This is a genomic window from Streptomyces virginiae, assembly GCF_040638905.1.
Classification (GTDB): domain Bacteria; phylum Actinomycetota; class Actinomycetes; order Streptomycetales; family Streptomycetaceae; genus Streptomyces; species Streptomyces virginiae_B.
The window spans coordinates 215,610-234,984 of record NZ_JBEZYV010000001.1 but is presented as its reverse complement, the minus strand read 5'-3'; the positions used below and the strand labels follow the sequence as shown (position 1 = coordinate 234,984).

The following is a 19,375-nucleotide window of genomic DNA, read 5'->3' as shown; positions in this document are numbered from 1 at the left end:
CCATGCTGCAGTCCTCCGTGCCCCTGCCTCCGTACGCGATCGTGGTGCCCACCCTCGGCCGGCCCAGCCTCCGGGCCTGCCTGGACGCCGTGGCGGCCGCGACGGCCTCCGGGCGCGGCCCGGTGCGGATCGTTCTCGTACACGACCGTCCCGGTCCCGACGGAACTCCGCCGCCCCTGGACGTCCCCCCGGTGCTCCGCCCGATCACCACCGTCGTGGCCGGCCGGGCCCGCGGCCCCGCGGCCGCCCGCAACACGGGAATGCGGGCGGCGGGTCCGGTGCCCTGGATCGTCTTCCTCGACGACGACGTGGTGCCGGGACAGGGGTGGGGCGAGGACCTGGCGAACGATCTGGTCTCCGCTTCCCGTGACACCGCAGCCGTTACGGCCCGCATCGACGTTCCCCTTCCGTCCGGCCGCCGCCCCACGGACTGGGAACGCAACACCGCGGGTCTGGCCACCGCCCGCTGGATCACCGCCGACATGGCCTTCCGCCGGGAGGCGTTGGACGCCGCAGGCGGCTTCGACGAGCGTTTCGGCCGCGCCTTCCGCGAGGATGCCGAGCTGGCCCTGCGCCTGATCGAAGGCGGCTGGGTCCTGAGCCCCGGCAGTCGCCGTACCACTCACCCGGTCCGCCCCGCAGATCGCTGGATCTCGGTCCGGCTGCAGGCCGGCAACGCCGACGACGTACTGATGGGCCGACTGCACGGGCACGACTGGTGGGGGCGGGCAGCGGCCCCTCGGGGGCGGCTGCCGCGCCATGTCGCCGTGACCGCGGCCGCCGCCGCGGCCGTGGGCTGTGCGGTGGCAGGCAGGAGGGGCGCCGCCGCGTGGTGCGCGGCCGGCTGGGTGGCGGGCACCGCCGAGTTCGCCGCCGCCCGGATCGCACCCGGACCGCGCACCCCGTCCGAGGTCGTCACCATGGCGGTCACGAGCGCGGTCATCCCCGCTGTGGCGGTCTGGCACTGGCTGCGCGGGACGGTCGTGCACCGCCGTGTCCACCGAGCGGACCCGGCGGCGCCCCCCGTGAGCCGCTCGGCGGCTCCGCAGGAGGCTCCCCGCCAGCAGGTGTGGTCATGAGGAACCGGCCCGTCGGAGGCACCACCGTCGGTGGGGCCCCGGCCGGAGCCGTTCCCTGGCTGTGGGACCGCCCCGGCGCGGCCCGTATCCCGCGCCGGCCCGGCAAGGCCGGCCGGCTTCCGGAAGCGGTCCTCTTCGACCGTGACGGCACGCTCGTCGTCGACGTCCCGTACAACGGCGACCCCGACCGGGTCTCTCCCATGCCGACGGCGCGGGCCGCGGTGACCGCGCTGCGCGAGCTGGGGGTCCGGGTCGGTGTCGTCAGCAACCAGTCGGGCGTCGCCCGCGGGCTGCTGACGCAGGAGCAGGTGATGGCGGTTCGCCGACGCGTGGACGAACTGTTCGGTCCGTTCGACGTGTGGGCCGTGTGCCCCCACGGCCCTGCGGACGGCTGTGGCTGCCGCAAACCCGCACCGGGCCTGATCCTTGCCGCGTGTGAGCGGCTGGGCGCGGCCCCCGAACGCACCGTGGTCGTCGGCGACATCGGCTCCGACGTGCGGGCCGCCTCCGCCGCGGGGGCGCGCGGGGTGCTGGTGCCCACGCCCGTGACCCGCCCCGCAGAGGTCGCGGCCGCCGGCGAGACGGCGTGCGATCTGCTCACCGCCGTCCGGCTGATCTCGTCCCCGGCCGGCTCCGGAGCCGGCCGCGGCACGGACGAGGTGCCGGCGCGCGTACTCCTGCGGGAGCGCCCGCGCGCTGTCGGCGGTGGCGGATGAGCGCCCCGCGCAGTCTCGTCGTACGCCTCGACAGCGCCGGGGACGTGCTGCTGGCCGGTCCCGCCGTGCGCGCGGTGGCGGCCGGCTCGTCCCACACCACGCTGCTCTGCGGGCCGCAGGGTGTCGCCGCGGCGCGGCTGTTGCCCGGAGTGGACCAGGTGCTGGTGTACGAGGCCCCGTGGGTGGGGCTCGAGCCGGGCCGGACCTCGCGCGAGGAGTGCGGTCTGCTGGTCGACGCACTGGCAGCCGGCCGTTTCGACCGTGGCGTGATCCTGGTGTCCCACCACCAGTCCCCGCTGCCGGCGGCCCTGCTGCTCGCGCTCGCGGGAGTGGGGCAGGTCGCGGCCGATTGCGAGGAGTACCCGGGGTCCCTGCTCGCGCTGCGCCACCACCGGCTGCCGGACCGGCACGAGGCGGACGCAGCGCTCGACCTGGTGCGCGACTTCGGTTTCGCGCTGCCCGACGGCGACGACGGCGCCCTGCGTGTGTCCGTCCCGCCCGACACGACGCGGCTGACGGGTCCCGAACCGTACGTGGTGCTGCATCCGGGAGCCGCGGTGGCCGCCCGCGCCTGGAGCCCGGCCAGGGCGACGCGTGCCGCGGCCGCGCTGCACGAGGCGGGGCACCGGGTGGTGGTCACCGGCAGCCCTGCGGAGAAGGGGCTGACCGCGGAGGTGGCCGGCCGCCACGGACTCGACCTGGGCGGCGTCACCGGCGACCTGCACGAGCTGGCCGGTGTCCTGGCCGCCGCGCAGGTCGTGGTGGCGGGCAACACGGGTCCGACCCATCTGGCCGCCGCCGTGGGCACACCCGTGGTGTGCCTGTTCGCACCCGTGGTGCCGGCGGGCCGGTGGCGGCCGTACCGGGTGCCGCACGTGCTGCTCGGCGACCAGCGGGCTTCGTGCGCGGGCAGCCGGGCGCGGGTCTGCCCCGTCGAGGGGCACCCCTGTCTGGACTCGGTGGATGACGACGAGGTGCTGGCGGCTGTCGCCGGCCTCCTCCCGGACGCCCCGCCGGGCGGCCGTGGACCGCGACCGCACGAGCCGAGCGAGACCGATGGAGAAGTGACCGTATGAACATCCTGCTGTGGCACGTGCACGGTTCCTGGACGACCGCGTTCGTCCAGGGACCGCACACCTACCTCGTACCGGTCACCCCGGACCGCGGGCCCGACGGGCTGGGCCGCGCCCGCACCTTCAGCTGGCCCGATTCGGTGCGGGAGGTCACGCCGGCCGAACTGGCCGATGCTCCGGTGGACCTCGTGGTGCTCCAGCGGCCCCACGAGATGGAGCTGGCCGAGCGCTGGCTGGGCCGCCGCCCCGGACGCGACGTTCCCGCCGTGTACCTGGAGCACAACGCACCGGACGGCGACGTACCCCGCACCCGGCACCCCTGCGCCGACCGCGAGGACCTGACACTGGTCCACGTCACCCATTTCAACCGGCTGTTCTGGGACAACGGCGGCACCCGCGCCGAGGTCATCGAACACGGCATCGTCGACCCCGGGCACCTCTACACCGGCTCCCTCCCCCGTGCGGCCGTGGTGACGAACGAACCGATCAGGCGGGGGCGCCACACCGGAACGGACCTCCTGCCCGAGCTGGCCCGGGCGGCGCCGCTGGACGTCTTCGGCATGGGCACCCACGGCATCGCCGAGCACCTGGGGCTGTCCGCGGGGCGGTGCCGGGCCTACGAGCTCCCCCAGGGCGACCTGCACACGGCGATGGCGGAGCGCCGGCTGTACCTGCACCCCGTGCGCTGGACCTCACTGGGACTGTCGCTGCTCGAAGCCATGCACCTGGGCATGCCCGTCGTGGCGCTGGCCACCACGGAGGCCGTGGAGGCCGTCCTGCCCGGGACCGGCGTCCTGTCCACCCGGCCGGAAGTGCTGGCCCGCGCGGTCGTCCACTACGTCAACGAACCCCAGGCGGCTGCCGAGGACGGCGCGCGCGCCCGGCAGGCCGCGCTCGAACGGTACGGCCTCAAACGCTTCCTGGCCGACTGGGAGCGCGTGATGACGGAGGTACGGTCATGACACCCCCCACCGCCCGTTCGATACGGTCGCCCAACCGGCTCCGGCCCCTGTCGTTGGCCCTGGTCTCCGAGCACGCGAGCCCCCTCGCGACACTCGGCGGTGTCGACGCGGGCGGGCAGAACGTGCACGTTGCCTGCCTGGCGGGGGCACTGGCCGACCGAGGCCACCGGGTCACGGTGTACACGCGGCGCGATTCCCGGGACCTGCCGGAAAGCAGCCGTTTGCGGGCGGGTGTGACGGTCCACCACGTGCCGGCCGGACCGGCCGATCCTTTGCCCAAGGACGAACTGCTGCCGCACATGAGGGAGTTCGCGTACTACCTGATGCAGCACTGGCGGGAGTCCGGTCCTCCCGACCTGGTCCATTCGCACTTCTGGATGTCCGGGCTCGCCTCGCTGGCGGCGGCGCAGGAACTGGGCCTGCCGATGCTGCACACCTTTCACGCGCTGGGAACCGTCAAGCGGCGGCACCAGGGTGCCGACGACACCAGTCCGCCCTCACGCATCGGCTGCGAGCGGGAGGTCGCGTTCGGCTGCGACCGGGTCGTGGCGACGTGCCGCGACGAGGTCACCGAACTCGCCAGGATGGGCGTCCCGGAGGACAAGGCCGATGTCGTTCCGTGCGGTGTGGACACCGAGAGGTTCCGCCCCGACGGACCCGTCGCCGAGCGCGGAACCGCCCATCGCCACCGGCTGCTCCAGCTCGGCCGGCTCGTCCCCCGCAAGGGGGCGGCCCTGTCCATCGCCGCTCTCGCCCACCTGCCGGAGGCGGAGCTCCTGATCGCGGGCGGCCCACCACCCGGCGGTCTCGACCGCGATCCCGAAGTGCGGCGGCTGCGCGCCCTCGCCCGGGGGGCGGGAGTCCTCGACCGCGTGCGCTTCGTCGGCGCGGTGCCCTGCGACGCCGTGCCGGCCCTGCTGCGCAGTGCCGACGTCGTGCTGTGCCCGGCGGACTACGAGCCGTTCGGCATCGTGCCGCTGGAGGCCATGGCCTGCGGCCGGCCGGTCGTGGCCAGCGCCGTCGGCGGCCAGCAGGACACCGTCGCCGACCGGGAGACCGGACGTCTCGTGCCGCCCCGGGACGTCCTGGCGCTCGCGGCGGCCACTGCCGAGCTGCTGGCCGACGACACAGTGCGCCGGGCGTACGGCGAGGCCGGACGGCTGCGCGTCCTGAGCCGTTACGGCTGGTCCCAGGTCGCCGCCGCGACGGAACGGTCCTACCGCTCGGTGCTCGCCGGGCGGCTCGTGGTCGCCGGGACGACGACGTGAGCCACCTCTGCCGCTCCTCCGTCCGTCCCGGCTCCGTCCGACGAACCTCTCCGGTCGGTCACGACCGGACCGTTCTCCGCGCAGTACCGATTGCCTGAAGGAGGTGGGGTGCGGACCGCTCTCCCGAGCGGCCGCCCCGACGCCATGAGCCGATCTCCCGCAAGCACAGGAGCCCAACAGCACTGCCAGGCACTGGAGGACGCGCTGAGACGTCTGCGCGTCCACGGTCTGGACCAGCTCGCCCACTGGGGTCACCGGCTCGCCGCGGTGCTTCCCGCCGGAGGCCGCCTCCTCGCGGCCGGCAACGGCGGCAGCGCTGCCCAGGCGCAGCACTTGACCGCTGAGCTGGTCGGCCGCTACCGGGAGGAGCGGCCGGCGTACTCGGCCATCGCCCTGCACGCCGAGACGTCCAGTGTCACGGCGATCGGCAATGACTACGGATTCGAGCAGGTCTTCGCCCGGCAGGTCGCGGCGCACGGCCGGGACGGTGACGTCCTGGTCCTGCTGTCGACGTCGGGCCGCAGCGGCAACCTGCTGTCGGCCGCGAGGACGGCCCGCGCGGCGGGCGTGGAGGTCTGGGCCCTGACCGGAGCCGCCCCCAACCCGCTGGCGGAGGCCGCCGATCAGGCGCTGTGCATCGACGCTGCCTCGGCGGCGACCGTGCAGGAGGCCCACCTGGTGGCCGTGCACCTGCTGTGCGAGTCCTTCGACTCGGCCCTTGCCTCCTCCTCCGCCACCGCCTCCTCCTCCGCCACCGCCGCCGCCGTCAGCACGGCACCTCGACGCGCCGTCGCCGCCGTCAGGAGGACCCGGTGACCGGCCGCGAACCGCTGGTCGTGGTCGGCGACGTCCTGCTGGACCGCGACATCCGGGGTGCAGCGTCCCGTCTCGCTCCGGACGCCCCGGCGCCCGTCGTCGACGTCACGGACGACCTCTCACGGCCCGGAGGCGCAGGACTGGCCGCCGTGCTGGCCGCCCGTTCCGGCCGCGAAGTCGTCCTCGTCACGGCACTGGGGGAGGACCGTGCCAGCAACCGGGTGCGGGAGGTGCTGGACGGCCGGGTCCGGCTGGTGGAGCTCCCGCTGGAAGGCTCCCTGCCGGTCAAGACACGGATACTGGCCGACGGCCGCCCCCTGGTCCGGATCGACCGGGGCGGTGGCCGGGTCGGCCCTCCGAATGCTGCCGTAGGACGGGCCTTGGCCGATGCGCACGCCGTTCTGGTCGCGGACTACGGCAGGGGCACCGCGCAGGCGCTGCGGCCCCTGCTGACCGACAGCGCGCGCCGCGTCCCCCTGGTGTGGGACCCACACCCGCGGGGCGGACCACCGGTGCCCGGAGCCCGCCTGGTGACACCGAACGCGGCGGAGGCGACCGCGCTGTGTCCCGATGAGGGGGACTCCTTGGCAGCGCACGCCCGGCGCGGCGCGGAGCTGGCGGAGCGCTGGGGTGCCGCTGCGGTGGCCGTCACACTCGGCGAGAGGGGGGTCCTGCTGACCCGTCCCCTGTCCGAGGCGCCGATGCTCGTACCGTCCCCGTACCGAGCCGTGGGCGATCCGTGCGGAGCGGGCGACTGCTTCGCGGCCGTGGCGGCCTGCGCACTCGCGGACGGGGGCCTGCCGGAGGAGGCGGTACAGCTGGCGGTGGCCGCGGCCGCGGCCTTCGTAGCGGCGGGCGGCGCCTGCGACCCCGCCCTGTGGCAGACGTCCCGCGCCACCGGCTTCGCCCGGCCGACGGGCGGCGACGCCTTCGCGACGGCCGCGAGCGTACGGGCTCGGGGCGGAACGGTGGTCGCCACGGGCGGCTGCTTCGACCTGCTCCACGCCGGGCACGTCGGCCTGCTGGACAGTGCGCGGCGGATCGGCGACTGCCTGATCGTCTGCGTGAACTCGGATGCCTCGCTGCGGCGGCTCAAGGGGCCGGGCCGCCCGCTGAACCCGCTGGAGGACCGCGTACGGGTACTGGCGGCGCTCGGCAGTGTCGACGCCGTCGTGGCCTTCGAGGAGGACACGCCCGAGACCCTGCTGGACCGGTTGCGGCCGGACGTCTGGGTCAAGGGCGGCGACTACTCGGCCGACGATCTTCCGGAGGCGCGGGCGCTGCGGGCCTGGGGCGGCCAGGCCGTCGTCCTGCCCTACCTCGACGGCCGCTCCACGACCGGCATCGCCGATCGCGCTGCGCGGGCCGCCTCCGGTGCCCGATCCGCCCCCTGAGCGGGCCGGGCCGGGGGCCGGGTCGGGCCGGGGGCCGGGTCGGCACACGCTGCGTCGCGGACGGGTCCGCGTGTCGGACTCGCAGTGATCAGGCGGCGGTACTCAGCCGCGCCCGGACGGGCACGACAGCCTCGGGCACCGGGATGAGCGCTCCGCTGCGGGGCTTGCGCCCCTTCAGCAGGTAACCCGCGACGACGAACGTGGCGATGGCCAGTCCGCCCACGATCAGCGTGACCCGTACCCCGGCCAGCTCCATGAACACTCCCAGCATCGGCGGCGCCGCCAGGCCCCACACGGTGCGGATGCTGGACCAGGCGCCGAGCACACGGCCCCTCATGTGGGCGGGCGGATCGGTCTGGAGCACCGTGGACTGGGCGGTGTCCCCGACGGATTCCGAGATCGCCATGGGCAGGACGAGGACCAGGAGCACCAGGAGGGAGGGGGCCAGGCCGGCGAGGATCTGCAGGAGGGCCCCCGCCAGGGTCAGGACGGCCACCATGCGGACGCTCGGCCTGCGCAGGCGGGCGCCGAGGACCGCTCCGACGATCCCGCCGACGGCCAGCACGGTGGAGACCTTGCTGAAGGAACCCGCGTCACCGGCGAGGGGCCCGGTGACCAGGACCACCAGGGTGAGCGAGTAGTTGCGGCCGAACAGCGCACTGATCCCGTTCAGGGCGGCGAGGGCGACCAGTCGCGGGCGCCGCATGAAGAAGGCGAGCCCCTCCCGGGCGCTCATGCCCCGCGCCGCGGCCGCTTCGGGCGCCGGCCGCCCAGCGGGTGCGGGTACCACCGCCCGCGTTGCCTCTCGGGGGCGGGCCGCCTTGAGGAACGGGATCACGCAGGCCACGAACAGGAACGACAGGCCGTTGGCCGCATAGGCCGCCGCCGTGCCCAGCAGGCCGACGGCCACGCCGGCGAGCGCCGCGCCCGCGAGGCGTCCGGCGCTGTGGACGAGCGAGCCCACCCCGATGGCCGACGGGACGTCCGGGGCGTGGACGAGATCGTTGCCGAGCAACGCGCACGCAGGGCCGTCGACGGTGGCGATCAGGCCGGTCACCGCGGCCAGCGCCAGCAGCACCGGTAGGTCGAGCCCGTCCAGCGCGACCAGCAGGGCCGTCACCAGCGCCACCGCACCGAGCAGGGCCTGCGCGACGGCGGCGGTCAGCTTGCGGGGCAAGCGGTCGACGGCCGCGCCGCCCGCCAGGCCGAGGAGCAGGCCGGGCGCCATCTGGATGGACACGGACAGGCCGGTGGCGGCGGCCGATCCCGTGATCTGGAGGACCAGAAGGTTCTGCACCGTCAGCTGCATCCAGGTGCCCGCGTTGGACACGAAGTTCGCGACGGCCCACCAGCGCATGCTGCGGTAGCGGAGGGACCGCCACGGAGAGCGGTCGACGGAGCGGTCGGGAGTGGGGGCGGAGGAGGACGCGGAGACAGAGGCAGACACAGACGGGACCCAGGGTGGAGCGCGAAGCGCAGGAGGCGGAGGGGAACGGGCGCTCCGCGCCGCCCGACGCGCACGGCGACGCCCGGCAGCAGAAGGGGGAGGAACTGGCCCGCGGACCATGGTGGCAGAACCCGCCGCCCGCCTTGGTGACCCGGGGCACCCGACGGTCCCTCCGGAAGGCCCCGGACCCTGGCCTGCCAAGGCCTGAGCGACAGCCGGTGTGTTTGCTCACAGCGGCCGTCCGGAGCCGTCCGAACACCTGGCGGCCTAGCCCGGCGTGCCCCGGAGGACCGTCCTCGGGACAGTGGAGTGCAGCAGCCGCGCGACGCGGGATCTCCCCGGCCGGAGCGGCTCGGCAGCACCCGGGCGAGAGTACCGCTCAGGTGTGGATCCCGACCGGCGACAGCGGTCGGATCAGCGGCCGTCCGCCCCTTGTGAGCTTCGGAAGGACCTCATGAGTCTGCACACGCCGGCAGGCCCCGCTCCGACGGAGCACGCGTTCGCCCCCAGCCGTGCCCGGGTACTGGTCCTGCGGGCCTTGGGCCTCGGCGACCTGCTGACGGTGGTGCCCTGCCTGCGTGCGCTGCGCAGGAGCATGCCGGATTGCGACATCGTCCTCGCCGCACCCGGTCGGCTCGCCGGCGTCGCCGTGGCCACGGGCCTGGTGGACCGTGTCCTGCCCACGACCGCGCCGGGCCGCGGCGTGCCCACCGAACTGAGCTGGGAGGGACCGCCGCCGGAGCTGGCTGTGGACCTGCACGGAAACGGGCCGCCCAGCCATCGCCTCCTCCAGCAGCTGCGGCCGCGTCGGCTCCTCGCCTACCGGCACGCGCAAACCCCGGACGTCCTCGGACCCGAGTGGCGCGAGGACGAGCACGAGCGGGAGCGCTGGTGCCGCCTGCTGCGCTGGTACGGCATCGAAGCCGACCCCGCGGACCTCTCGATCGCCGCCCCTCCGTGCGCCTCGCCCGCCCCGGGTGCCGTCGTCGTCCACCCCGGCGCCGACGCCGGTTCTCGCCGGTGGCCCCCCGAACGGTTCGCAGCGGTCGTACGCGCCCTGCGCCGAGCGGGCGCGGACGTGGTCGTCACAGCGGGCGCGGGCGAGGGGGTGCTGGCACGGCGGGTGGCCAGGGATGGCGGACTGCCACCGGGCGCGGTGGTCGGCGGCTCCTGTGACGTGCCCTTCCAGGAGCTCTGCGCACTGGTCGCCGGTGCGCGCTGCGTCCTGGTCGGCGACACGGGCCTGGCGCACCTCGCGACGGCCCTGGGTACACCGTCCGTCGTCCTCTTCGGCCCTGTGGCCCCCTCCCTGTGGGGCCCGCCCCCTCACGCCAAGCACCGGGTGCTGTGGTGCCCCCGTGCGGGAGAGGACCCCTTGCGGCCCGGCGACGCACACGCGTCTGCGCCCGATGCCCGGCTCCTGCGCATCACCGTGGGCCAAGTGGTCGAGGCGGTGCTCGGCCACCGCCCTTGATCGCCGGTACCGTGGTGTTCCGCCGCGCCGGCGCGTCGAACGGCGTGAGATCAGCTGGGGTTCCGCTCGCCGGGCGGGTCTTGGGGATCGACTCCGGTGACCGCCGATGCGTCCCGTGTGCCACTGGGACGGCGGGAGGCGCCCTGGGGCCCCAAGTCGTGCATGCCCTTGGAGCTCTTGGCACCCTTGGCCTGCCGCTCTCCCCTGCGGCCTTCGCTCTTTCCTACATCGATGCCAGAGCCCTTCTCCTCTTCCTGGGACACCTCGCGGCCGGGACCGGGAGCGGGCGCATGCTCTTCCGCGTGGAAAGACCGCTTGGCGCTCGGGTTCTCCTGCTGTCGCGTCGCGTCTACGTCCGGCGCCCAACCATGCTGGGGACCGGTGTGCCTGCTTGCTTCGCCTTGGCTTGGTTCGTTCTGCTTCGCCATGACATACCCGCTCTCTTCGGCCGCCTGGGCAGCCGGGCGGCCGAACTGTCGATTTGTGCTGCTCCTACCCATTCGGGCCCGGACAATCCTGCGGGCCCAGTCGAGATCGCGAGCGCGGCGGGCTTCGCTCCTCCACGGATCGATGGCTGCAGCCGGCTCAGGAAGCAGGCCTGCGCACCTGGAGCAGTTTCGGCTGCAGCCGACGAGCGGGCGTGGTGGGATCGGCGGGTGAAAGATCCCTTCGGATGTGACGCGCCGGCTCTCCTGGCCTGTTCCGGGACCCCGGACCGCGCGGCGGCGCGCCGCGCTGTTGCTGCCCGCGCTGTCGACCCCACAGATCTGGGGCTGCTCCTGGACATGCTCGGTCTGCTGCCCGAGGCCGGCCCGGAGCCGCCACACCGACCGGGATGCAAGGCTGACCCTGGTGATTCCTCGGCCGAACGCCGCGGATTGCGAGCCGGCGGGTCATAGCGCCTGGTCGCGATGCGGATCCTCCTCCGTCGCGGTGGCCGAGTGCACGCAGAGCACGTGCGAAAAAACGGATCCGGCACCTTCTCGCCCCGCGCTGCGCGGCCGGGGCTTGCCACGGCGCGGGGCGCGCACCGCCCCGCCGGCGTAGCTCCGGCTGCTTCGGGCAGGCGCCTTTCGTGGCCGACAGGGCCCGGTCGGGGCACGCCCGGCCCGTGCCCTTCCGACGGGCGCCCGGCACTGCGCCCTCCGAGCCGGCCGGTGCTCGTGGAAGGAGCGCGGCTGATGACGTACGGCAGTGAAAGCGCTGTCCTCATCCGGGACGCAAGCGCGAAGGGCGTGAATCCGGAGTGACGTTGCGACCGCCGGTGGAGCCGATGCTGGCGCAGGCCGTGGAGTCGGTGCCGGGCCCCGGTGTGCTTGGCGAGCTGGCCTTCGAACAGAAATTCGACGGCTACCGGGCCGTGCTGTTCACCCCCGCCGGGCCGGGCGGAGCCTTTCTGCTCCAGACCCGGCGCGGGCCGCTGATCCAGGACCGGTTCCCCGACCTCGTCGCCGCGGCGGACAAGCTGCCCGACGGCCTGGTCCTGGACGGGGAACTCGTCGTATGGGACCCGCAGGCAGGCCGGCTGTCCTTTGAGGGTCTGCAGCGCCGCACCGCTGCCCGCGGCCGCCGCAGCACGCGCGCTCTCGCCGCATCGCTGCCCGGGTTCTTCATCGCGTTCGACATCCTGCAACAGGACGGAAGCGAGTTGACCGGCTACCCCTACCGCCAACGCCGCCTCCGACTGGAAGCCCTGTTCGCCGACCACCGGCTTGCGGCCCCCTGGACGCTGTGCCCGATGACTACGGACCTGATCAAGGCCCAGCAGTGGCTGGAGTCCTGGACCGAGATCTCCGGCGTCGAGGGCATCGTGGTCAAGGCGATGAACCAGCCCTACCTGCCAGGACACAGGGACTGGTACAAACTCCGTCGCCGGGACACGACGGAAGCGATCATCGGCGCGATCACCGGCACCATGATCCGGCCCCAGCTCCTCCTTCTGGGCCGCCGCGACGCCTACGGCGACCTCCGCTCTATCGGCCGTACGGCCCCCCTGCGTGCCGAGCTGGCGCGCCTCGTCGGTGGCAACGTGATCGCGGCCGATGCCGGGCACCCCTGGGAGGGCTGGCGGTTCGCATCGGCGTGGGGCAGCCGGGACCTCCTGGACGTGACCCTGGTACGCCCCGAGCTGGTCGCGGAGATCAGCGCCGACACGGCCGTCGACGGCGGCGGTGTCTTCCGGCACCCGGTCCGCTTCAAACGGCTGCGCCTGGACGTGGCTGCGGAGGAGGTGCCGCTCTTCAGCCCCGGGCCGAGCGCGGCCACCGGCTGAAAGCCGGGGTGAGCACCTGCACGGAGGGGGAGGTGGAGCAGGTGCTCACGGGTGGCGGCCGGAGGCCGCTCAGCGCGCCGGCCGCCATGTCCAGCGTAAATTGACCAGGCGGGCGACGTCACATGCCGGTCGTGCGGAGCTGCCGAGAGGCCCCGGCGCGCCCAGCGACGCCGTGCCGGTCGCAGGGAGCCGACGGAGCCGGCGCGTTGCCGTGGTCAGTCTTCGCGGAGTACGCGGATGCTCTTCACCTCCGTGTCGACGGCGTCCGGCACGACCATGCCGGATTCCACCCCGGTCCGCAGGTAGCGCAGGACGTCAGCGGTGAGGCGTTCGCCGGGCAGGGCCGCGGGAATGCCGGGCGGGTAGGGGGTCAGCATCTCGGCGGCGATCCGACCTTCAGCCTTCTCCCAGGGCACCTGCTCGGTAGGGCCGAAGAAGGCGTCGCGGGGCAGCGCCCCCTGCTCCAGACGCAGCCTTGGGGGTGACGGCACCTCCACGGGCTGTCCCGTCCGAAGCTCTGCGGTGTGTGCAGCCAGGTCGGTCAGGGCCGCCAGCAGCACTTCGACCGTGTCACCGTCGTCGGCGTGGGTGAGCTGGGCACTGATGCGGCGGTGGTCGGCGAGATGGAGGTTGATGCGGTGGTTCTCCCGCAGCCAGTCGGCCGCACGGTAGCCCGTGACTCCGGACGCGCTGATGTCGACGATGACTTGGAGAGGATCCATGTCCGCTGCCCGGCCCGGCCCGCAGAAGTCCTCGTGGCCGTGCACGTGCATGCCGTCGATACGGGAAATGCGGTCGCGGGACTTCCGTGCGAGGGCGAGCGCGTGGTCGTAGAGGGCCTCGCCCTGCTCGACCATCTGTCGACGCCATCCGTCCAGTGCCGCGTACACGAGGACCGAGGGGCTGGTGGTGCCGAGCAGGTCTTCCCGGCTCTTGAGGACCTCGGCCTTCACCAGGTCGCCCTGGAGGTGGAAGACGGAACTCTGCTCCAGGCCGGAGCCCATCTTGTGGACGGAGGTCACGCACACGTCTGCGCCGGCGTCCATGGCCCAGGTCGGCAGGTCCGGGTGGAAGGGGAGGTGGGCGCCCCATGCCTCGTCGACGATCAGGGGGCGGCCCCGGCGGTGGCACACCTCGGCGATGGCGGACAGGTCGGAGCAGGTGCCGTAGGGGGTGGGCGTGGTCACCAGCGCGCCGCGGGCGTCGGGGTGCTCCGCGAAAGCCGCCTCGAAGGCCTCGGCGGAAGGCGGGTGGGCGAGGTGCCGCTCTGCGTCCCATTGCGGATCGACCCAGACGGGCTGGATGCCCGAAAGGATCAGGCCCGAGATGACGGACTTGTGCGCGTCGCGTCCCACCAGCAGCTTCTCGTGCGGACCGGCGACCGACAGCATGGCCGACTTCACCGACAGGGAGCTGCCGCACGTGGAGAAGAAGGCGTGGTCCGCCCCGACGGCATCGGCCATCAGCGCCTGCGCCTCCTCCACGATCCCTTGGGAGGACGTACGGTCGTCCAGCCCGCTGGTGGCGAGGACATCGGACCGGAACACCGCCTCGCCGAGCACCGCCAGGACACGGGGGTCGGTGCCGCGTCCTTGTTTGTGCCCCGGGGGTGTGAACGGAGTCTGGCCGCTTTCGTGGTAAGCGGCCAACGCGTCGAGTACTGGTGCCTTCGATTGATCCATATCGCACGTCTGCCCCGAGGCGGCCCATGAGAACGGACATTTTGCGGGTCCCCCTCAGTGCAGGCGCCGCCACCGCCACGACCACGGTGAGCTCTCCAGGACGCCGGCCCCGGCCGTCGTCGAGCTCGCCTCGACGGTGGTGCGGGAGCAAGCGTGCCCCGCGCCGATTGGGGCAGGGGGTTCGTGGGACCCTGCCGCAGCGCGGTGATCTCAGAAGGGATCTGATCCCCATGACGCGCGAGCTTCATCCTTCTTCCCGGCTCCAGGAGCGTTTGGCCGAACCGGCGCGGTCGTGGGCGGTCGGCATGTTGACGGCGACGCTTCCGGGCCCTGCCTGTTCGGCGGAGCAGGTCCTGTCCGCCGTGGCCGCGCGAACCGGCCTGCCGGTAACCGAAGTGGCGCGTGCGATGGTGGCCGAATCCCGTGGCACACCTCTACCGGTCGGTCTGGAGCTTTGAACCAAGCCGTGCAAGCCGCCCGCGGCAGCATCGCGCCCCGAGACCCTGGAACGTACCTGACGCCGAACCGCGCGGATGCCGAGCGGGCTCTGAGCCGGTTCTTCGACGCCCGTCTGCGGCGATCGGTTCCCGCGGGACGGCCGAAGCCGTTCGTGTTCGCCCTTTGCGTGGCGATGGGGCAGCGCAGCGCCCACAGCGCGCTGCCGGCGGCGGAGGAGATCACGCCGTCAAACGGCTGGAACCGCGGATACTGCCGCAGGGCGGCTGATCAATTGCGGCGAGGGACTGCCAGAGGTACGGAGCGTGCGTACTCGGGTGGCCTGAGGCACCCACGCAGGGGCACGCGCCACGCGTGCGGGGTCGTACGCGGCGGTACGACCGCTGCCCCCGGCGCGCTTGCGACGTGCTCGTCAAACGCGTTGGGCGCGGTGGAGGAGGGCGTGGAGTCCGTGGCGTCGCAGGGCGGCCCGGGCGGCGTTCGCGCCCGGAGCGCCGTGGACGCCGCCGCCCGGGTGGGCGGCCGCGGAGGCCAGGTAGAGGCCCTTCACGGGCGTCTCGGGCCTGCCGGTACCCGGGGTGGGGCGGAAGATCGCCTGCTGGTGGAGGGCGGTGGTGCCGTTGTTGATGGCGCCGTTGTGGAGGTTCTCGTCCATGGCTTGGAGGGTGGTGGGGGCCAGGATGCGGCGGGCGCGGATCAGTGAGCGGAAGCCGGGTGCGATGCGTTCCACCTGTGCTTCGATGCGGTCGGCCATGGCTTCCTGTTCACGGGCGTCCCAGCGGCCGGTGATGCGGTCGGGGCCGGCGTCGGAGGTGATGTGTTGCGGGAGGTGGGTGTAGGCCCAGGCCGACTCCGTCCCGGCAGGTGAGCGGGTGGGGTCCGCGGTGGTCATCTGGCCGAAGAGGGTGAACGGCTCGTCGGGGACCTGTCCCGCGGCGATCTGTGCGGCGAACCGGGTCAGGCCGTCGACGCCGTCGGCCACGTGTACCGTTCCCGCTCCGGCTGCCTGCGGAGCCGTCCACGGCACCCGGCCGGTCAGTGCCCAGTCGAGCTTGAAGGTCGCGAAGTCCCAGTGGAAGTGTTCCAGGTCCCGCAGGAGGCGGGACGGGAGGTGTTCCTCGCCCACGAGGTCCCGGTACAGGGCCTGTGCCGACGTGTCGGCCAGTACGGCGCGCCGCGCGCCGACGGTCTCTCCACCCCCGGTCCTCACCCCGACCGCGGTGCCGCCGCGTACGACGACGGCCGCGACGCGCTCCCCGCAGCGCAGGGCTCCTCCGCGGCGTCGGAGGCGGCTCACCAGCGCCGCCGTCAGGGCGCCGGAGCCGCCGACCGGGACGGGGAAACCGTGGCTCTGTCCCAGCATCGACATCAGCCAGCCGAAACCACCGCTGCCCGCCGCCTCCGGCGCCAGGTCGGCGTGCAGGGCGTTGCCGGCCAGCAGGAGCCGACCGCCTTCGCCCCGGAACTCCTCCTCACCCAGCCGGCGCACCGGCAGGGCCAGCTTGCGGGCCAGCCGCAACCCGCCGGAGGCGCGAAGTCTCGCGGCCAGTCGGAGACCGGAGCGGACCGGTGGGAAGGGCGTGAACAGAGCTTGTACGAGGTCAGGTCCCACCCGGGCCCACGTCCGGTACATGTCCTCCCAGGCCTCGCCGTCGGCGCCCGCGAACTCGGCCAGGCCGGCGCAGGTGTCCTGCACTCGGCGTTCCAGCACCGCACACCGGCCGTCCCTCAGCGGGTGGGCCAGCACGGAGGGGGCATGGCTCCAGCGCAGGCCCTCGGCGGCGAGATCGAGCCGCGCGAGTACCGGGGAGGCCGCGGCCAGAGGGTAGAAGGCGCTGAAGACGTCCGAGACGTAGTCGGGGTGCACGCCGCGGTCGCTTCGTACCGCTCCTCCGGGCTCCTCCTGCGCCTCCAGGACCTCCACGCTCCACCCTGCGTCGAGCAGCACGTTCGCGGCCACAAGCCCGTTCGGCCCGGCACCGATCACCACTGCGTCAGGCACGGAGCACCTCGTCGGGCTGCTGCTCCACGACGCTGGCCAGGCGGGCCAGCATGCCCCGGTGGCGGAGCTGCAGGGCCGCTTCGCTCACGGAGTTGTGCAGGGAGCCGCCCAGGCCGCGCAGGGGGTGCTCGTCGCAGATCACGAGGGTCTCCTCGCCCCACGGCCTGAGCTGGAGGAAGATCCTCGCCGTGCCGAAGGCTTTGAACGCCGCTTCCAACTCCAGCTCCCGGCCGGCCTCCTGGTGGCGTACGGTCGTCGTGCCGTCGGTGGACCAAGGGCCGATACGGACCGTGTAACGCAGCTGGGAACCCACTGCGGGCCAGGTGTGGTCGAGGGGCGTGGACTCGGACGGGCCCACCACCCATTCCCCGTACAGGGTCGGATCGGCGAGTACGTCCCACACCTTGTGAGGGGGACGCCGGATGAGCTTATGACGTACGGCCACGGGGACTCCTCCTGTTGCCAGAGCGGTATGGGCGGGTGCAGCGCGCCGAGCACCCGAGCAGGGGAGGGAAGCCGGCCTGCCCGGGGTGCCTGTCGCGGTCAGTGGCCGAGGGCGTTCTTGAGCTGCTGCTTGGTCATCGTGGAGCGGCCCTCGATGCCGCGCTTCTTCGCTTCCTCGTACAGGTCGTCCTTGGTGCGTTCGGAGGAGCTGCCGCGGCCACGGGACTGCTCGCCGCCGCGTTGCGAGGCGGACTTGCCCTGGGTGGAGCTGCGGCTCGCGGTCTTGCTCTCGCCCGATTGGGCACGCTCCTTGTTCACCGTTCGGGAGGCCATTTCCTCGGCGCGGCCCTCCGACATACCGCGCTTCTCACCCGACTCCTTGATGTGTTCGTACTGACGCTCGCGCTTGGGGCTGGATCCTCGGGGCATGACGGAACCCTTCATCGACGGTGGTGTCACGGTCATGGTGCGGGTACCCGGATGACGTCGCATCTCACCCGACTCGGACCGGGTGTCCTCGTGGCCGCGACCGGTCGTGGCGTCCGTTGCCGCACATGGGCAGGGCGCACCCGCTCGCCCAACGGGATACGTGCCGGTGCGTTGGGCCACCGGGTCCGGTCCGGCAGGGCTCGACCCGCCGAAAGGGCCTGCGAGAGTCCCGCCTCGGGGCGGGGGAGAGCAGGTTCTCGTCCGGTACGGGACGACCGCTGCCCGGAATCAGAGGCCTGCCGCCTCCTTCTCCCGCCGGCGGGCCCAGGCCCGGGAGGCGAACCCGGCGTCGGTGAGCACGTCGGCCGCCGTGCAGGCCAGGGCTTCGGCAGCCGCCAGCATCACCTCGCGACCCCGCGGCGAGTCTGCGGCCCGCGCGAACGCGGGAGTGTGGTCCGAGGCGTCCTGGCCCAGGATCGCGACGAACGGATGGATGGCGGGGACGCGGCTGCTCACGTCTCCGATGTCGGACGAACCAAGGAACACCCCGCCGACCGGCTGGGTGAGCCGGATGCCCGAGCGTGCGATGTGCAGGCTGAACCGGTCCGAGAGCACGTCGTTGTCCCGGAAGTGGGCGTAGCCCTTGCCCACGCGGGCCACCTCGACCGTGGTGCCCGTCGCGGCCGCCACACCTTCCGCGCAGCTGCGGAGGTCGGCGACCAGCACATCGAGCGAAGCGCTCGTGGCCGCGCGCAGTCCGAACAGGCCCTCGGCGAAGGCCGGCACGATGTTGGTCGCGCTGCCTCCATCCGTCACGATCCCCTGAACGTGAGAGCCGGACGGCAACCGCCTGCTCACCACGGCCATGGTGTTGAACAGCTGGATGAGGGCGGCCAGGGCGTCGATCCCGCGGGTGGGATCGCCCGTCGGATGCGCCGCCCGGCCGTGAAAGCCCACTCGGACCTGGGTCTGCGCGGTGAGTGGCGCCCATGACCAGTCGTGCACGCCGGGATGGAACATCAATGCGGCGTCCACCCCGTCGAACACGCCGGCGTCGGCCAGGGCGACCTTCCCCCCGCCCCGCTCCTCCGCCGGTGTCCCCACGGCGAGCACCGTGCCCTCGACGTCCTCCAAGACGCTGCGCAACGCCAGGGCGGCCCCCATCCCGGCCGCGGCGATCAGGTTGTGTCCGCACGCATGCCCCAGGTCCGGCAGCGCGTCGTACTCCATCAGCAGCGCCACGCATCGGCCCGCCCCCCTCCCCGCACGGGCCACGAAAGCCGTGTCGAGTCCGGCGGTCCCTGCTTCGACCGCGAACCCGGCCCGCCGCAGTTCGCCCGTGAGCAGCCGGGCCGCCCGGTGCTCCTCGTAGGCGAGTTCGGGTGCCCCGTGCAGGGCGCGGCTGACTGCCCACAGACTGTCCGCCCGGCGGCTGCACTCCCGCCGCAGCCGTGCGTACAGGTCATCGGATGGATCGCCCACGTCGCCTCCTCGCAGCCTTGTGCCCGCTTCTGTCCAGCGGGCGGCTGATTACGCACGCCTGCGCCAGGGGCGCCGGACCCACGGTCTGCGGATGACTGCTCGGCAGGCACATCCTGGAAGGAGGAGCGGGCGGCAGTGCTGCGGAAGGGCGGAGGCGCCACGTGGGCATACGGAGGCACAGCCGGCCCCGGGGGACCGCACCGTGGTGGTGATGGGGCGGCGCGGGGGCTGGCAGCGGCCCTGACCCGGGCGTTCGACGATCGAGGTGTGCGACTGGCCCTGCTGGGCCCGGAGGGAGAGCGCCTGCGGGAGCTGACCGCCTCACTGCACGACGAAGCGGCCTGCTGGGAGGTTGACGTGACCCGCCTGGCTCCGTGCC

16 protein-coding genes are annotated in these 19,375 nt (G+C 73.5%); 10 read left to right on the top strand and 6 right to left on the bottom strand.

The genetic code is table 11. From position 1 onward, the window contains the following. Positions 1 to 2 precede the first annotated feature (2 nt). The 7 genes from AB0F82_RS01175 (at position 3) to rfaE2 (ending at position 7,308) form a co-directional block, all read left to right on the top strand. Positions 3 to 1,079 (top strand): glycosyltransferase family 2 protein, encoded by a 1,077-nt coding sequence (locus AB0F82_RS01175; RefSeq protein ID WP_362622435.1) that lies wholly within the window; start codon positions 3 to 5, stop codon positions 1,077 to 1,079. Further along, positions 1,076 to 1,795 carry a D-glycero-alpha-D-manno-heptose-1,7-bisphosphate 7-phosphatase gene (locus AB0F82_RS01170; RefSeq protein ID WP_362622432.1) on the top strand — a complete coding sequence of 240 codons (720 nt, stop codon included), beginning with the start codon at positions 1,076 to 1,078 and terminating at the stop codon, positions 1,793 to 1,795. The genes AB0F82_RS01175 and AB0F82_RS01170 overlap by 4 nt, the downstream gene beginning before the upstream one ends. Further along, the gene (locus AB0F82_RS01165) at positions 1,792 to 2,871 is read left to right on the top strand and encodes a glycosyltransferase family 9 protein (protein ID WP_362622429.1); all 1,080 of its coding nucleotides are present in this window, start codon (positions 1,792 to 1,794) and stop codon (positions 2,869 to 2,871) included. Before AB0F82_RS01170 ends, AB0F82_RS01165 begins: the two co-directional genes overlap by 4 nt. Continuing rightward, complete coding sequence (locus AB0F82_RS01160; protein ID WP_362622426.1) at positions 2,868 to 3,830, top strand: glycosyltransferase; 963 nt, start codon at positions 2,868 to 2,870, stop codon at positions 3,828 to 3,830. Before AB0F82_RS01165 ends, AB0F82_RS01160 begins: the two co-directional genes overlap by 4 nt. Then, positions 3,827 to 5,098 (top strand): glycosyltransferase, encoded by a 1,272-nt coding sequence (locus AB0F82_RS01155; protein WP_362622423.1) that lies wholly within the window; start codon positions 3,827 to 3,829, stop codon positions 5,096 to 5,098. The genes AB0F82_RS01160 and AB0F82_RS01155 overlap by 4 nt, the downstream gene beginning before the upstream one ends. 144 nt (positions 5,099 to 5,242) lie before the next feature. Next, positions 5,243 to 5,914, top strand: coding sequence for a D-sedoheptulose-7-phosphate isomerase (locus AB0F82_RS01150; protein ID WP_362623393.1), 672 nt, complete (start codon positions 5,243 to 5,245; stop codon positions 5,912 to 5,914). Next, positions 5,911 to 7,308 carry a D-glycero-beta-D-manno-heptose 1-phosphate adenylyltransferase gene (rfaE2, locus tag AB0F82_RS01145; RefSeq protein ID WP_356810954.1) on the top strand — a complete coding sequence of 466 codons (1,398 nt, stop codon included), beginning with the start codon at positions 5,911 to 5,913 and terminating at the stop codon, positions 7,306 to 7,308. The genes AB0F82_RS01150 and rfaE2 overlap by 4 nt, the downstream gene beginning before the upstream one ends. A gap of 88 nt (positions 7,309 to 7,396) precedes the next feature. Here the strand turns inward: rfaE2 and AB0F82_RS01140 are convergent, their stop codons facing one another. Then, entirely contained in the window at positions 7,397 to 8,665 is a 1,269-nt protein-coding gene (locus AB0F82_RS01140) for an MFS transporter (RefSeq protein WP_436842020.1), read from the bottom strand. Between the two features lie 544 nt (positions 8,666 to 9,209). Between AB0F82_RS01140 and AB0F82_RS01135 the strand changes: the two genes are divergently transcribed. Then, positions 9,210 to 10,229, top strand: a complete 1,020-nt coding sequence (locus AB0F82_RS01135; RefSeq protein WP_362622417.1) for a glycosyltransferase family 9 protein — start codon at positions 9,210 to 9,212, stop codon at positions 10,227 to 10,229. Positions 10,230 to 11,475: 1,246 nt separating this feature from the next. Further along, a complete protein-coding gene (locus AB0F82_RS01130; RefSeq protein WP_362622415.1) occupies positions 11,476 to 12,501 on the top strand; it encodes an ATP-dependent DNA ligase in 1,026 nt (341 codons plus the stop codon). Between the two features lie 215 nt (positions 12,502 to 12,716). On the opposite strand, the gene AB0F82_RS01125 is transcribed toward AB0F82_RS01130, so the two are convergent. Next, positions 12,717 to 14,183, bottom strand: coding sequence for an aminotransferase class I/II-fold pyridoxal phosphate-dependent enzyme (locus AB0F82_RS01125; protein ID WP_362622413.1), 1,467 nt, complete (start codon positions 14,181 to 14,183; stop codon positions 12,717 to 12,719). A 230-nt stretch (positions 14,184 to 14,413) separates the two neighbouring features. Between AB0F82_RS01125 and AB0F82_RS01120 the strand changes: the two genes are divergently transcribed. After that, complete coding sequence (locus tag AB0F82_RS01120) at positions 14,414 to 14,641, top strand: hypothetical protein (protein ID WP_362622411.1); 228 nt, start codon at positions 14,414 to 14,416, stop codon at positions 14,639 to 14,641. A 410-nt stretch (positions 14,642 to 15,051) separates the two neighbouring features. Here the strand turns inward: AB0F82_RS01120 and AB0F82_RS01115 are convergent, their stop codons facing one another. From AB0F82_RS01115 to AB0F82_RS01100, 4 genes are all read right to left on the bottom strand, one after another. Continuing rightward, on the bottom strand, positions 15,052 to 16,641 hold the full coding sequence (locus tag AB0F82_RS01115; RefSeq protein ID WP_362622409.1) for a phytoene desaturase family protein: 1,590 nt from the start codon (positions 16,639 to 16,641) through the stop codon (positions 15,052 to 15,054). Continuing rightward, entirely contained in the window at positions 16,634 to 17,086 is a 453-nt protein-coding gene (locus AB0F82_RS01110; protein ID WP_356810947.1) for an SRPBCC family protein, read from the bottom strand. Before AB0F82_RS01110 ends, AB0F82_RS01115 begins: the two co-directional genes overlap by 8 nt. Positions 17,087 to 17,184: 98 nt before the next feature. Next, complete coding sequence (locus tag AB0F82_RS01105; protein WP_356810946.1) at positions 17,185 to 17,514, bottom strand: plasmid stabilization protein; 330 nt, start codon at positions 17,512 to 17,514, stop codon at positions 17,185 to 17,187. A gap of 288 nt (positions 17,515 to 17,802) precedes the next feature. Next, on the bottom strand, positions 17,803 to 18,996 hold the full coding sequence (locus tag AB0F82_RS01100; protein WP_362622405.1) for an amidohydrolase: 1,194 nt from the start codon (positions 18,994 to 18,996) through the stop codon (positions 17,803 to 17,805). Between the last annotated feature and the right edge of the window lie 379 nt (positions 18,997 to 19,375).

Excerpts from the sequence above, each read along its gene's own strand:
- AB0F82_RS01175 (WP_362622435.1), top strand. The coding sequence starts at position 3 with ATGCTGCAGTCCTCCGTGCCCCTGCCTCCGTACGCGATCGTGGTGCCC.
- AB0F82_RS01170 (WP_362622432.1), top strand. The coding sequence starts at position 1,076 with ATGAGGAACCGGCCCGTCGGAGGCACCACCGTCGGTGGGGCCCCGGCC.
- AB0F82_RS01165 (WP_362622429.1), top strand. The coding sequence starts at position 1,792 with ATGAGCGCCCCGCGCAGTCTCGTCGTACGCCTCGACAGCGCCGGGGAC.
- AB0F82_RS01160 (WP_362622426.1), top strand. The coding sequence starts at position 2,868 with ATGAACATCCTGCTGTGGCACGTGCACGGTTCCTGGACGACCGCGTTC.
- AB0F82_RS01155 (WP_362622423.1), top strand. The coding sequence starts at position 3,827 with ATGACACCCCCCACCGCCCGTTCGATACGGTCGCCCAACCGGCTCCGG.
- AB0F82_RS01150 (WP_362623393.1), top strand. The coding sequence starts at position 5,243 with ATGAGCCGATCTCCCGCAAGCACAGGAGCCCAACAGCACTGCCAGGCA.
- AB0F82_RS01140 (WP_436842020.1), bottom strand. The coding sequence starts at position 8,665 with ATGCGCTGGTGGGCCGTCGCGAACTTCGTGTCCAACGCGGGCACCTGG.
- AB0F82_RS01135 (WP_362622417.1), top strand. The coding sequence starts at position 9,210 with ATGAGTCTGCACACGCCGGCAGGCCCCGCTCCGACGGAGCACGCGTTC.
- AB0F82_RS01125 (WP_362622413.1), bottom strand. The coding sequence starts at position 14,183 with ATGGATCAATCGAAGGCACCAGTACTCGACGCGTTGGCCGCTTACCAC.
- AB0F82_RS01120 (WP_362622411.1), top strand. The coding sequence starts at position 14,414 with ATGACGCGCGAGCTTCATCCTTCTTCCCGGCTCCAGGAGCGTTTGGCC.
- AB0F82_RS01105 (WP_356810946.1), bottom strand. The coding sequence starts at position 17,514 with ATGCCCCGAGGATCCAGCCCCAAGCGCGAGCGTCAGTACGAACACATC.